Here is a 12191-nt window from a genome sequence, read left to right as displayed (position 1 = left end):
GCGCCGACAGGTCGCGTCATCCAGGGTCTTCATGAAGTGTTTGTTCTTGCGAAAATCCGAAGGTGAATACAAGGAGCGATAATTGAAGTTGAGGGTGATGAAAAAGAGCAGCAATAGATAAAAAGGAAAGCTGATCAGGAACCAGAGGTAATACTCCCGGTCCTGATCATCCAGGAACGGCAGGGAAATGGCCGCGGAAGTTTCGGATAAAGTTGCGAATATGGCGATAAGGGTCATGGGGTTGGTAATAGTCTTCAAAGGTTTGTTCATGGTTAATGCTCATGGAGTATTCATGCTCGGTGAATTAATGGGGAATAGTGTCGATGGGTAAGTAATAAGGTATAGCCAGCCCATCCGGGGGCGCCGATATTTTTTATCGGACGCCTGAACGTCTCTTATATAGGATTCCCGCAGTTGAAGTGAGTACTGGTAGTTTTAACAGTAAATAATTCGGTTACTCTTTATGAATGAAGTGTTTCCCGGTTGCCTGTCCGCGGGTGGGGAACGCGCTGAAAGGGCGCATTATTGATAGGGGTACCGGACTGTCAAGGGCAGTCGGTCCTTCTCCGTAAAAAACGCAGGACACATTTTTCCTGCCGGGATTTGTAGGAATTTTCTGTATAGCTTGTAGGTTCTGTCTCTCGGTGCGAGCGGTCAGGGGGGGGCGGCATGCCAAGGTAGAAATGACTAGGCTATTGTGCGTGCTCTAAAAATTCGAACAGCGAAGTTGGATTTGCCCATGAATAAAGTGCTGATCGTGGATGATCATCCCGTCATTCGTCTTGCTGTACGTTTGCTGATGGAGCGTCATGGTTATGAGGTCGTTGCCGAAACCGACAACGGCGTCGATGCGTTGCAACTTGCTCGTGAACTTATGCCCGATATCGTCATTCTCGATATCGGTATTCCGAAACTGGACGGGCTGGAGGTCATTGCCCGTTTGGGGGCCATCCCTTCCTCCATGAAGGTATTGGTACTGACTTCCCAGGCGCCTGGACATTTTTCGATGCGCTGCATGCAAACGGGGGCGGCCGGGTATGTCTGCAAGCAACAGGACCTGACCGAGTTATTAAGTGCAATAAAGGCAGTACTGTCCGGCTACAGTTATTTTCCCAACCAGGCGTTGCATACGGTGCGGTCGAGCCTGGGTAATGCCAGTGAATCCGATATGGTCGATCGGTTATCGGGGCGGGAGATGATGGTCTTGCAGCAGCTGGCGCGCGGCAAGACCAACAAGGAAATCGCCGATGGAATGTTCTTGAGCAACAAGACGGTCAGTACTTACAAGACCCGTCTGTTATTGAAGCTCAATGCCCGTTCGCTGGTCGACCTGATCGAACTGGCGCAGCGTAATGGGTTGGTGTGAGGGGACCGGCCACACGTACTCAGTAAAAAGCCTCCATCAGGGAGGCTTTTACGTGTCAGAGGTCAAAGTCGTAATCGGCCAGTTGTTTCTGTAAGCGACGTTCTTCCAGCAGGTTATCGATGGTGCGGCGCTTGCTCAGGTTGGTTTTCGCCACTTCCACGACCACGGGTTCAACGTCGTCGGCCTCAACGGCGATGAATTCGTCTTCTACATCGAGTTGTTCTTTGCCAGCACTCATGGGTTCGACTCCAGGCTAAGACTGCCATTGGCGCTCCTTATATCGATAAACCACGGGCGGGTAAAAAAGATTTTTTCAATCGGTGGATCAATAAAAGCAATAGCGCCTCAATCGTCCGAGGTCTTGTGCTTGTATTCGCATAAATCTTCGATCCGGCAGCTGCCACAGCGGGGCTTGCGGGCCAGGCAGACGTAGCGCCCGTGGAGGATGAGCCAGTGATGGGAGTCCAGCAGGTATTGCTTGGGAACAAACTTCATCAACTTGTTCTCTACCTCCACCACGTTTTTGCCGGGGGCCAGTCCTGTCCGGTTGCTGACCCGGAAAATGTGGGTGTCGACTGCCATGGTCAACTGCCGAAACGCGGTGTTGAGCACGACGTTGGCGGTCTTGCGGCCCACGCCGGGAAGGGCTTCCAGTGCTTCACGGGTCTGCGGGACTTCACTGCCGTGGCGTTCGATCAGCAGACGGCAGGTTTCGATCACGTTTTTGGCCTTGCTGTTGAACAGGCCGATGGTCTTGATGTACTCGGACAACCCTTCGACGCCCAGGGCGTAGATCGCTTCCGGGGTGTTGGCGACCGGGAACAGTTTGGCCGTGGCCTTGTTGACGCCGACGTCGGTGGATTGGGCCGACAGGATCACCGCGATCAGCAACTCGAACGGCGAGCCATAGGCCAGTTCGGTTTTCGGTTCCGGGTTGTCCTCGTGAAAGCGACGGAATATCTCCAGGCGTTTTGCGGCGTTCATGGGCGCGGCGTTTCCTCGATGGTTGAAGGGGAATTGGCAGCTGTCCAGGCTTGTCGGGCCGCCAACAGCAGCCCGAGCAGAATGAACCCGCCAGGGGCGAGCAAGGCCAAGGGGAGGCCACTGCCGATCAGCTCGCGCACGGCGCCCAGGCCGATCATCAGGAGGCCGAATACACCAGCCAGCCTGAGGCGTCCAGGCAAGCGCGATTGGACGAAGACACCCGCATGTTCCAGGGCCACGCAGCTCAGGGCGATCCAACCCATGTACAGGGGACGGTACAGTTCGAGTGCCCAGGCCTGAACGACCAAGCTTGTGCAGGTGGTCAGGGAGGCGGCCAGCACAATGGCGGCGAACAGTCGTTGCCAAGCGGCCAGGCGCTGTCGGACAAGCCCCATCGCCAGGCCTTGGCAGAAGAAAATCAAGGCCCAGGCCAGCCATAGCGTCAGTGCGCCGATCAGCGAATCGCTGGCGCCAATCAACGGGACGAGCAGCAGGCCGTGCATCAGGCCCCATGGCTTATTCATTCTCAGGCACTCCCGTCAACCGAGCCTTGTGCTCGTCGAAGTAACGCAACGCGTCGTGAACCGCCTGGAGCACCGCCCGGGACGTCACTGTTGCGCCGGCCAGTTGATCGAACTGGCCCTGGTCCTTTTTCAAGGCCCAGCCGCTGTCGTCAGGCGCCTGGCGTGATTTGCCGGTGAAGGCCTGCATCCAGGCGTTTGGCCAGCCGGCAATCGCCGCGCCCAGCCCGGGTGTTTCGGTCTGGCGCAACGTCTTGACGCCCAGCAACCGGCCTTGTGGATCGATAGCGACCAGCAACTCGATGCTGCCTTCATAGCCCAGCGCCTGGCTGCGCAGCAGCACGGCGCTGGGTTGGCCGTTGCGGCTCGCCAGGTAGCCGCCCAACAGTGTGCTATGGGCCAAGGTCACCGAGGCGGTGAAAACGGGGTGCGCCAACGGCTGGTTGTCATAGCGGTCAGTGGGCAGCACGTCGAGCAACGTCCTGTTGGCCAGCGCTTGCTGCTGGGCCTCGATGCGCCCGGCCGTGCCAAGGTGCGTGAGGTAAGTGGCACCGCCACCGAGGCCGATCAACAGCATCAGGATTGCCACGCCGCCGGGATTCTTCATGGCAGTGGCCGCCGTTGTCGTGCCTCGGCAAACCGGTCCAGTGCCGGCACGCCGAGGTTCATCAGCAACACCGCGAACGCAACGCCGTCCGGATAACCGCCCCAGGTGCGGATCAGATAGACCAGCAATCCCATGCCCGCGCCAAATAGCAGGCGGGCGAGGGGGGCCTTGGCGCCCGAGACCGGTTCGGTCGCGATAAAAAACGCGCCGAGCATGGTCGCGCCACTGAACAGATGAAACAGGGGTGAGCCATGGGAGTCGGAGCCCGACCCGTTCCAGCACAGCAGGCTGACGATGAACAGGCTCGCCAGCATTCCCACCGGCGCATGCCAACTGAACACCCGCTGCTGCAACAGAAACAGACCGCCTGCCAGGAAAGCCAGGTTGACCCATTCGGCACCTCGGCCGCCGAAACGCCCGAACGCCGGATCGCTGCCGAACAGTTCATCGATGGTCAGGCTCGTGTTGGTGCGCAGGCTGTCCAACGCCGTCGCCCCGGCCCAGGCATCGGGCGCCGGATGAGTGCCGAACACCTGCTGCAAGCCTTCAAGCAGGCCCATGCCGTGGGGGGCGGGCCACTGGCTCATGTGGACAGGGAAGGCCACCAGCACCAGGGCGTACCCGAGCATCGCCGGGTTGAACGGGTTGCTGCCGACGCCGCCCCACAGGTGCTTGCCGAACAGCAAGGCGCAGGCGGCCGCCGTGACGGTCAGCCACCACGGGCAATACGCCGGCAAGGCCAGGGCCAGCAGCGTGGCACTGACCAGCGCGCTGCCATCGCTCAGTTCGGGTTTGAGCGGCCTACGGCGCAAACGCAGCGCCAACGCCTCGACTGCCAGTGCGGTGAGGCCTGACAACAGCAGGTTGAGCGCCACGCCCCAGCCCTGGAACCACAACAGCGCCAGCACGCCGGGCAACGTCGCCAGCAATACTCGGGTCATCGCGGGCCGCAGCCGTTCGTCCATTGGCTCAGGAAGCGGCATGGACGTCCACCTGGCGTTCGGCATCCTTCACCGCTTGCTCCAACGCCTGCAGTTGTTCATCCGATGCCGCTGCCGTCCGGGCTTTGCTGAGTTCGGCGCGGCGCATCGCCAGTTGGATCTTGGCCCGCTTCAGTTCGGCGCTTTGTGCCGGCGCCGGGGCTGGAGTGGCCGCTGGTGCAGCGTTTTCCAGTTGGCCCAGGGCCTGTTCGGCGGCTTCGAACTGGCGTTGCAGCACGATCAGTTGCGATTGCTGCTCGAAGGTCGGCGGATGGCCGAACGCCTTCAAGGATTTGTTCAACTGCGCCCGGCTCATGGCCAGGTCAACCTTGGCTTTTTTCAAGGCCGCATCGGCGGTGGCGGCTTTTTGCGCGCGCACGCGTTCCAGCGCGGCCTGTACGGGATCGAGTGGCTGCGCCTGTTCCACGGCCTGGGCTGCCCGTTGGGTTCGAGCCAGACGTTCGGCCTGGCGCTGTGCTTCTTCACGACGCAGGCGGGCATTGCGTTGTTCGAAGCGGTGCCGTGCGTGATTGCGTTTGGCGGTTCGCGCCTGCTGCTCGGCGGCGCTGAAGGCCAGGCCGCCGACAATCGGTAGCACGCTGGCCGTCGGTAGAGGCCGCATCTCGATGCAGTCGACCGGGCAGGGCGCCACGCACAGGTCGCAGCCGGTGCATTCATCGATGAGGACGGTGTGCATCAGCTTTGCCGCGCCGACAATCGCGTCCACCGGGCAGGCCTGTATGCATTTGGTGCAGCCGATGCATTCGGCTTCGCGGATAAAGGCGATTTGCGCCGGGGCCACGCCGCGGCTGGTGTCCAGTTCCAGTACCGGTATGTTCATCAGTTCGGCCAGGGCCGCGATGGTTTCACGCCCACCGGGCGGGCATTTGTTGATCGGCTCGCCCTGGACGATGCCCTCGGCGTAGGGCTTGCACCCGGGATGGCCGCACTTTCCGCATTGGGTCTGCGGCAGCAGGGCGTCGATACGTTGAATCAGGCTCATGTTTTGACCAGCCCGCGCAATCCGAGAAAGGCCACCGCCATCAGTCCGGCACTGATCAACTGAATCGGCAGGCCCCGAAAGGGCAAGGCAATAGCGTTATGGAAGGTACGCTGGCGCAAATCGTCGAACAGGCTCAGCACCAGCCAGAAACCGAGCCCGGCGCCCAGGCTCAGCGCCATGGCGTGGCCCAGGCCTTGGTCTTCCTGGGCGTTGAGCAGCGTGACGCCCAGGATGCCGGCATTACCGAGCAAAAGCGGCCACAACCCGTCGAACGGCATTGTTGGCAGCCAACGTGCCAGCAGGCGTAGCAAGGGCCCGATGAGCAAGATGCTCAAGGACAGCCATGCCAACAGGCGCAGGGAGGTCAGGTCTGTCGGTACGAGCAGCCCATGATCGACCAGATAACCCAGGGTACCGACGATCAGCATCAGGCACGCCGTTGCCAGGCCCAGGGCGTGTATTTGCTGTCTACCGTTGGCCGCCAGCAGCGGGTCGACGGCCAGCGGCCAATGCAACACCAGGTTGTTGATCAGGGCAGCGCTGAACAGTGTGAGGACGATTTCGGTCATGGGCGTGTGGGCGATAAAGGGCCTGTTACAAGATTAGGCATTATCCGGCACGCCGGGAGCGTGGGCCAGATATGAAAATCCCACAGCCACCCTGCAAGGCGACTGTGGGATCGGTGCAGCAGGCGGTCGCGTTACTTGATCCGCTGGCCCGGCTTGGCGCCGCTGTCAGGGCTCAACAGGTAGATTTCCTCGCCGCCGGGGCCCGCCGCCATCACCATGCCTTCGGAGACACCGAAGCGCATTTTGCGCGGCTTGAGGTTGGCGATCATCATCGTCAACCGGCCTTCGAGCCTGGCGGGGTCTGGGTAGGCACTCTTGATACCGGAGAACACGTTGCGTTGCTCGTCACCGATGTCCAGGGTCAGGCGCAGCAGCTTGTCGGCCCCTTCGACGGCTTCGGCCTTGACGATCAGCGCCACGCGCAGGTCAACGGCGGCGAAGGCATCGAAGTCGATCTCCGGCGACAACGGGTCCTTGGTCAGCTCGCCGTTGCCGGTTGGGGCGCCGGTGTCGGTCTGGCTGGCGGCCAGGTCCTCCTTGGACGCGTCGATCATGGCTTGGACCTTGGCGGGGTCGATACGGGTCATCAACGGCTTGAACGCGTTCAACTGATGATTGCTCAGCAGTGTCTGGTGATCGTTCCAGGTCAGCGGCGCGACGTTCAGGAACGCTTCGGCATCGGCGGCCAGCAACGGCAGCACCGGCTTGAGGAAGATCACCAACTGGCGGAACAGGTTGATGCCCAGGGCACAGATGGCCTGGACTTCGTCCTGCTTGCCTTCCTGCTTGGCCAGGGACCAGGGTGCCTTGTCGGCGATCCAGGCGTTTGCGCGGTCGGCCAGGGCCATGATTTCGCGCATGGCACGGGCAAAGTCGCGACTCTCATAGGCTTCGGCGATGCTTGGCGCGGCCGCCAGGAAGGCGTCGGTCAGTTCCGGCGCGGCATTACCGGCGACCAGGACGCCGGCGTTGCCCTTGTGGATGAACCCGGCGCAACGGCTGGCAATGTTGACCACCTTGCCCACCAGGTCGGAGTTGACCTTTTGTACGAAGTCTTCGAGGTTCAGGTCCAGGTCGTCTACGCCGCGGCCGAGCTTGGCCGCGTAGTAGTAGCGCAGGTACTCGGGAGACAAGTGGTCCAGGTAGGTCCGGGCCTTGATGAAGGTGCCGCGGGACTTGGACATCTTCTGGCCGTTGACGGTCAGGTAGCCATGGACATTGATGCCGGTCGGCTTGCGGAACCCGGCGCCTTCGAGCATGGCGGGCCAGAACAGCGCGTGGAAGTTGACGATGTCCTTGCCGATGAAGTGATACACCTCGGCGGTGGAATCCTTGCCCCAGAACGCGTCGAAGTCCAGCTCCGGCGTGCGGTTGCAGAGGTTCTTGAAGCTGGCCATGTAGCCGATCGGCGCATCCAGCCAGACGTAGAAATACTTGCCGGGTTCGCCGGGGATTTCGAAGCCGAAGTACGGCGCATCGCGGGAAATATCCCACTCTTGCAGGCCGGAATCGAGCCATTCGGCGAGCTTGTTGGCCACTGCGTCGTGCAGCGTGCCGCTGCGGGTCCAGGTTTGCAGCATCTGCTGGAAATCCGGCAGCTTGAAGAAGAAGTGCTGGGAGTCCCTGAGCACCGGCGTGGCGCCGGAAATCGCCGATTTCGGGTCTTTCAGGTCGGTCGGTGCGTAGGTGGCGCCGCATTTTTCGCAGTTGTCGCCGTACTGGTCCTCGGTGCCGCACTTCGGGCAGGTGCCCTTGATGAAGCGGTCGGCCAGGAACATGTTCTTTTCCGGGTCGAAATATTGGGTGACCGAACGGGTGGCGATATGCCCGGCGTCACGCAGCTTCAGGTAGATCTGGCTCGACAGCTCACGGTTTTCTTCGGCGTGAGTGGAGTGGAAGTTATCGAAGTCCACCAGGAACTCGGCAAAGTCGGCGCTGTGTTCGGCCTGGACGTTGGCGATCAGTTGTTCCGGGGTGATGCCTTCCTTTTCCGCGCGCAGCATGATGGCCGAACCGTGGGCGTCGTCGGCGCAGACATAGATGCACTGGTTGCCGCGATGTTTCTGGAAGCGCGTCCACATATCGGTCTGGATGTATTCCAGCATATGGCCGAGGTGAATCGAACCATTGGCATAGGGCAGGGCGCTGGTGACGAGGATCTTGCGTGGCTCGGACATGGGGCTCGGCTACTTGATGAAACGGAGGTCGGCCACTATAAAGCGCCGGGAAATATATTTCACCCCACTGGCCTGTTTCCGCATGCATCGGTTGGGAGCGGCAAAGGCCTGAGCCAGGCACAATCTGTGGTGAGGGGATTCATCCCCGCTGGGTTGCGCAGCAGTCCCAAAACATTCGAGCCAGACCAACCTGACTCACCGAGGCGCGAGGTTTTGGGGTTGCTTCGCAACCCAGCGGGGATGAATCCCCTCGCCACAAAAGGTGTTCGCTCTGCTGTAATCGGGTCGCCACGCGGGAGCGCGCGGCGTAGGATAGCGGCCTGTTTTTCCAGTCTTGCTATCGGAGTTGCCCATGAGCGCCGTCAACCGCGCAGCGGTGGAAACCGTCCTTCGCCAGTACACCGACCCCTATTTGAACCAGGACCCGGTCAGCGCCGGGTGCGTGCGCGCCATCGACATCCAGGACGATCGTGTGAGTGTCCAGCTGGAAATCGGCTACGCCGCCGACCTGTTCAAGGGCGGCTGGGCGCAGATGCTGCAGATGGCGCTCGAAGGCCTGGACGGCGTGACGGCCGCGACCGTCCAGATCACCAGCGTGATCGCCGCGCATAAGGCCCAGGCACAGGTCCCCGGGCTGGCGAATGTCAAGAACGTGATCGCCGTGGCGTCGGGCAAGGGCGGCGTGGGCAAATCCACCACCGCCGCCAACCTGGCCCTGGCCCTGGCCCGTGAAGGGGCGAAGGTGGGGATTCTCGACGCGGACATCTACGGCCCGAGCCAGGGCATCATGTTCGGGATCGCCGAGGGCACCCGGCCCCAGGTCAAGGACCAGAAATGGTTCGTGCCGCTGCAATCCCATGGCGTGGAAGTCATGTCCATGGCCTTCCTGACCGACGACAACACGCCGATGGTCTGGCGCGGGCCGATGGTGTCCGGGGCCTTGCTGCAACTGGTCACGCAAACCGCCTGGGGCGACCTGGATTACCTGGTGATCGACATGCCGCCGGGCACCGGCGATATCCAACTGACCCTGGCGCAGAAAGTCCCGGTGGCCGGTGCGGTGATCGTCACCACTCCCCAGGATCTGGCCCTGCTGGACGCGCGCAAGGGCGTGGAGATGTTCCGCAAGGTGAACATCCCGGTGCTGGGTGTGGTGGAGAACATGGCCGTGCACATCTGCTCCAATTGCGGACATGCCGAGCACCTGTTCGGTGAGGGGGGCGGAGAAAAACTGGCGACCCAGTACGGCGTTGAATTGCTGGCTTCGCTGCCGCTGTCGATGGTCATCCGCGAACAGGCCGACGGTGGCAAGCCCACGGTCATCGCCGAGCCGGACAGCCAGATCGCCATGGTCTACCAGGAGCTGGCCCGCCACGTGGGCGCGCGAATCGTGCTGCAGGAAGCCGCATCACCGGCGATGCCGAACATCACCGTCAGCGACGATTGATAGAGTGAAACCCTACCCACTGTGGGAGCGAGCTTGCGCGCGATAGCGGCGTATCAGTCGCATCAAGGCTGACTGAACTGACGCTATCGCGAGCAAGCTCGCTCCCACATTTGGTTTGCGGTGACCTTAGATCCGCAACCCGCCATCCATCTCCAGGATCCGACCGGTGTAGTAGTCGTTCTCGAAGATATACGCCGCCGAATGGGCGATCTCTTCGGGTTTGCCCATGCGCTTGAGCGGAATTCCCGAGGTCATTTTTTCCAGGGCCTCGGGTTTCATGCCCAGGGTCATATCGGTTTCGATGAAGCCCGGCGCGATGCCGGCGACACGGATGCCGTAACGCGCCAGTTCCTTGGCCCAGGTCACGGTGGCGGCCGCCACACCGGCCTTGGCGGCCGAGTAGTTGGTCTGGCCGACATTGCCGGCGCGGGAAATCGACGAGATATTGATGATGGCGCCGCTGTTCTTCAGCTCGACCATTTTCGCTGCCACTTCACGGGTGCACAGGAACACCCCGGTAAGGTTGACGTCGATCACGGCTTGCCACTGGGCCAGGCTCATCTTGGTCATTTCGCCATCCTTGACCTTGAGCAGCAGGCCGTCGCGCAGGATCCCGGCGTTGTTGATCAGGCCGTGGATCGCGCCAAAGTCCTCGGCCACCCGGGCAACCATATCGATCACCTGATCTTCATGGGCGACATTGCACAGGTAGGCTCGTGCCTCGACGCCCTTGGCTGCGCAGGCGGCCACCGCCTGGTCGAGTTTTTCCTGGTTGAGGTCCACCAGCGCCAGCTTCGCGCCTTTACCGGCGAAATACTCGGCCATGGAACGACCCAGGCCCTGGCAACCGCCAGTGATAATGATTACTTTGTCAGTGAGTTGCATTCTCATGTCCAGATGGCGCAGCGGTGAAGGGGGAACCTGTTGGAGGCCTCTCGATTTGCGGCGGTATGGTCCGGCTGCACACGAGCACTGTCCCCTAGGTGTATCGGAACATTACTCCAGTCGCCCGGCCGCTTTCTAGACGAATTTCATAAAAGGAGTCATAAATTGAGCGTTGAAGCTGCCAAGCATGCCCGGGAACTGCTGCTCAAGGAGTACCGTGGAATGCTCTCCACCCATTCCAAATCCATGCCCGGCTTTCCGTTCGGCTCCGTCGTGCCGTATTGCCTGGACGCACAAGGCTGGCCGCTGATTCTGATCAGCCGCATCGCCCAGCACACTCACAACCTGCAAAAAGACCCCAAGTGTTCGATGCTGGTGGGCGAGCGGGGCGCCGAGGATGTGCAGGCCGTGGGGCGTCTGACCTACCTGGCCGAGGCCCGCAAACTCCAAGACAGCGCCGCCATCGAAACGGCTGCCGAACGTTATTACCGCTATTTCCCTGACTCGCAGAACTACCACAAGGCCCATGATTTCGATTTCTGGGTGCTCGAGCCGGTGCGTCATCGCTACATCGGCGGCTTTGGCGCCATCCACTGGATTGACCAGCTCACCCTGGCCAATCCCTTCGCCGGCAAAGCCGAAGCCAGCATGGTCGAGCACATGAACGCCGATCACGCCAAGGCCATCGCCCATTACGTGGAGCTGGCCGGGTTGCCGAAAAGCGAACCGGCGCAACTGGTGGGCATCGACAGCGAGGGCATGCACCTGCGCATTGGCCAGGGCCTGCACTGGCTGGCGTTTGCGACGCCTTGCAACACGCCGACACAAGTGCGCGAAGCCTTGGTTTATCTGGCTCACGCCGAACAATGGCCGAAAAATGCCGAGGTCGACGCTTGAATTCACGAAAGGGCGACGTCATTTAAGGTTTCATAGCAAGGCATTCTTGCGTAGAGGAACCCTTTGATGCGCCCTTTTTTGTTGCTCTTTCTGCTGTTCCCGGTGTTGGAGCTGTTCGTATTCGTCAAGGTCAGTGGTGCGATCGGGTTTTTCCCGGCGCTGCTGCTGGTCATTCTCGGCTCGATGCTCGGCGTGTTCGTGCTGCGCATTGCCGGCCTCGCCACGGCGCTGCGTGCCCGTGAAAGCCTGAACCGTGGCGAGCTGCCTGCCCAGACCATGCTCGAAGGCCTGATGCTGGCCCTGGGCGGCGGCCTGTTGATCCTGCCAGGCTTTATCAGCGATGTGCTGGGCCTGGTCATGCTGTTGCCGTTCACCCGTCGGTTGCTGGCCAATAAAATGCGCCAGCGCGCCGAGGAGCAGGCGATGCGTCAGCGCGCCTTCGCCGATGACCTGCAGCCACGCGGCGGTCCTGCTCCGCGCCAGCCTGTGGGCCGCGAACCCGACGTGATCGAAGGCGAATTCGAACACCGGGATTCCAAGTAAAACCCTCGACACGGCGCCTTCGGGCGCCGTGTCCGTTCTGGCTGCGTGAAGAAAAAAATTTCTGCCCTCGCCCTTGTAATCCACTTGTACGCCCTTATGTAACGGTCACCGCAAGGTTTCCGGTGGCGACACCGGACAGACTTCCGCGGTTCGACTGACGAACCGCACCCGGCTTTGCCGGATTTGTTAAACCCGCCGGGACTACACCGGCC

13 protein-coding genes and 1 pseudogene are annotated in these 12191 nt (G+C 61.2%); 4 read left to right on the top strand and 10 right to left on the bottom strand.

The genetic code is table 11. The features are described from left to right. Window positions 1-12 precede the first annotated feature (12 nt). Window positions 13-270 (bottom strand): annotated as a pseudogene (locus ACMTA2_RS25740) (hypothetical protein); the annotation flags it as partial. A gap of 469 nt (window positions 271-739) precedes the next feature. Between ACMTA2_RS25740 and ACMTA2_RS25735 the strand changes: the two are divergent. Next, window positions 740-1366 carry a response regulator gene (locus tag ACMTA2_RS25735; RefSeq protein ID WP_413792327.1) on the top strand — a complete coding sequence of 209 codons (627 nt, stop codon included), beginning with the start codon at window positions 740-742 and terminating at the stop codon, window positions 1364-1366. 55 nt (window positions 1367-1421) lie between these two features. Here ACMTA2_RS25735 and ACMTA2_RS25730 read toward each other — a convergent pair whose 3' ends face one another. From ACMTA2_RS25730 to metG, 8 genes are all read right to left on the bottom strand, one after another. Beyond that, window positions 1422-1604 (bottom strand): PA3496 family putative envelope integrity protein, encoded by a 183-nt coding sequence (locus tag ACMTA2_RS25730; RefSeq protein WP_003178717.1) that lies wholly within the window; start codon window positions 1602-1604, stop codon window positions 1422-1424. Between the two features lie 107 nt (window positions 1605-1711). Further along, complete coding sequence (gene nth, locus ACMTA2_RS25725) at window positions 1712-2350, bottom strand: endonuclease III (RefSeq protein ID WP_413792326.1); 639 nt, start codon at window positions 2348-2350, stop codon at window positions 1712-1714. Then, entirely contained in the window at window positions 2347-2874 is a 528-nt protein-coding gene (locus tag ACMTA2_RS25720; RefSeq protein WP_413792325.1) for an Rnf-Nqr domain containing protein, read from the bottom strand. The genes nth and ACMTA2_RS25720 overlap by 4 nt, the downstream gene beginning before the upstream one ends. After that, window positions 2867-3478 (bottom strand): RnfABCDGE type electron transport complex subunit G, encoded by a 612-nt coding sequence (locus tag ACMTA2_RS25715; RefSeq protein WP_413792324.1) that lies wholly within the window; start codon window positions 3476-3478, stop codon window positions 2867-2869. The genes ACMTA2_RS25720 and ACMTA2_RS25715 overlap by 8 nt, the downstream gene beginning before the upstream one ends. Next, window positions 3475-4461, bottom strand: a complete 987-nt coding sequence (locus ACMTA2_RS25710; RefSeq protein WP_413792323.1) for an RnfABCDGE type electron transport complex subunit D — start codon at window positions 4459-4461, stop codon at window positions 3475-3477. Before ACMTA2_RS25710 ends, ACMTA2_RS25715 begins: the two co-directional genes overlap by 4 nt. Further along, window positions 4448-5461, bottom strand: a complete 1014-nt coding sequence (gene rsxB / locus ACMTA2_RS25705; RefSeq protein WP_413792322.1) for an electron transport complex subunit RsxB — start codon at window positions 5459-5461, stop codon at window positions 4448-4450. Before rsxB ends, ACMTA2_RS25710 begins: the two co-directional genes overlap by 14 nt. Further along, entirely contained in the window at window positions 5458-6030 is a 573-nt protein-coding gene (locus ACMTA2_RS25700) for an Rnf-Nqr domain containing protein (protein WP_413792321.1), read from the bottom strand. The genes rsxB and ACMTA2_RS25700 overlap by 4 nt, the downstream gene beginning before the upstream one ends. 131 nt (window positions 6031-6161) lie before the next feature. After that, window positions 6162-8207 carry a methionine--tRNA ligase gene (gene metG / locus ACMTA2_RS25695; RefSeq protein WP_413792320.1) on the bottom strand — a complete coding sequence of 682 codons (2046 nt, stop codon included), beginning with the start codon at window positions 8205-8207 and terminating at the stop codon, window positions 6162-6164. 352 nt (window positions 8208-8559) lie between these two features. On the opposite strand from metG, the gene apbC reads away from it, so the two are divergent. After that, on the top strand, window positions 8560-9654 hold the full coding sequence (gene apbC / locus ACMTA2_RS25690; protein ID WP_413792319.1) for an iron-sulfur cluster carrier protein ApbC: 1095 nt from the start codon (window positions 8560-8562) through the stop codon (window positions 9652-9654). Between the two features lie 126 nt (window positions 9655-9780). Here the strand turns inward: apbC and ACMTA2_RS25685 are convergent, their stop codons facing one another. Beyond that, window positions 9781-10539 carry an SDR family oxidoreductase gene (locus ACMTA2_RS25685; RefSeq protein ID WP_413792318.1) on the bottom strand — a complete coding sequence of 253 codons (759 nt, stop codon included), beginning with the start codon at window positions 10537-10539 and terminating at the stop codon, window positions 9781-9783. Window positions 10540-10704: 165 nt separating this feature from the next. On the opposite strand from ACMTA2_RS25685, the gene ACMTA2_RS25680 reads away from it, so the two are divergent. Both ACMTA2_RS25680 and ACMTA2_RS25675 read left to right on the top strand, forming a co-directional pair. Next, complete coding sequence (locus ACMTA2_RS25680; RefSeq protein WP_413792317.1) at window positions 10705-11436, top strand: HugZ family pyridoxamine 5'-phosphate oxidase; 732 nt, start codon at window positions 10705-10707, stop codon at window positions 11434-11436. 66 nt (window positions 11437-11502) lie between these two features. Next, window positions 11503-11979, top strand: coding sequence for an FxsA family protein (locus ACMTA2_RS25675; protein WP_413792316.1), 477 nt, complete (start codon window positions 11503-11505; stop codon window positions 11977-11979). The last annotated feature ends 212 nt before the right edge of the window (window positions 11980-12191 follow it).

It is taken from the genome of Pseudomonas medicaginis (genome assembly GCF_965119365.1).
In the GTDB taxonomy this organism is placed as follows: Bacteria; Pseudomonadota; Gammaproteobacteria; order Pseudomonadales; family Pseudomonadaceae; genus Aquipseudomonas.
This window is presented reverse-complemented; position numbering and strand designations above follow the sequence as displayed.

Excerpts from the sequence above, each read along its gene's own strand:
- ACMTA2_RS25685 (WP_413792318.1), bottom strand. The coding sequence starts at position 10,539 with ATGCAACTCACTGACAAAGTAATCATTATCACTGGCGGTTGCCAGGGC.
- ACMTA2_RS25710 (WP_413792323.1), bottom strand. The coding sequence starts at position 4,461 with ATGCCGCTTCCTGAGCCAATGGACGAACGGCTGCGGCCCGCGATGACC.
- ACMTA2_RS25735 (WP_413792327.1), top strand. The coding sequence starts at position 740 with ATGAATAAAGTGCTGATCGTGGATGATCATCCCGTCATTCGTCTTGCT.
- metG (WP_413792320.1), bottom strand. The coding sequence starts at position 8,207 with ATGTCCGAGCCACGCAAGATCCTCGTCACCAGCGCCCTGCCCTATGCC.
- rsxB (WP_413792322.1), bottom strand. The coding sequence starts at position 5,461 with ATGAGCCTGATTCAACGTATCGACGCCCTGCTGCCGCAGACCCAATGC.
- ACMTA2_RS25730 (WP_003178717.1), bottom strand. The coding sequence starts at position 1,604 with ATGAGTGCTGGCAAAGAACAACTCGATGTAGAAGACGAATTCATCGCC.
- ACMTA2_RS25715 (WP_413792324.1), bottom strand. The coding sequence starts at position 3,478 with ATGAAGAATCCCGGCGGCGTGGCAATCCTGATGCTGTTGATCGGCCTC.
- ACMTA2_RS25720 (WP_413792325.1), bottom strand. The coding sequence starts at position 2,874 with ATGAATAAGCCATGGGGCCTGATGCACGGCCTGCTGCTCGTCCCGTTG.
- nth (WP_413792326.1), bottom strand. The coding sequence starts at position 2,350 with ATGAACGCCGCAAAACGCCTGGAGATATTCCGTCGCTTTCACGAGGAC.
- ACMTA2_RS25700 (WP_413792321.1), bottom strand. The coding sequence starts at position 6,030 with ATGACCGAAATCGTCCTCACACTGTTCAGCGCTGCCCTGATCAACAAC.
- apbC (WP_413792319.1), top strand. The coding sequence starts at position 8,560 with ATGAGCGCCGTCAACCGCGCAGCGGTGGAAACCGTCCTTCGCCAGTAC.
- ACMTA2_RS25675 (WP_413792316.1), top strand. The coding sequence starts at position 11,503 with ATGCGCCCTTTTTTGTTGCTCTTTCTGCTGTTCCCGGTGTTGGAGCTG.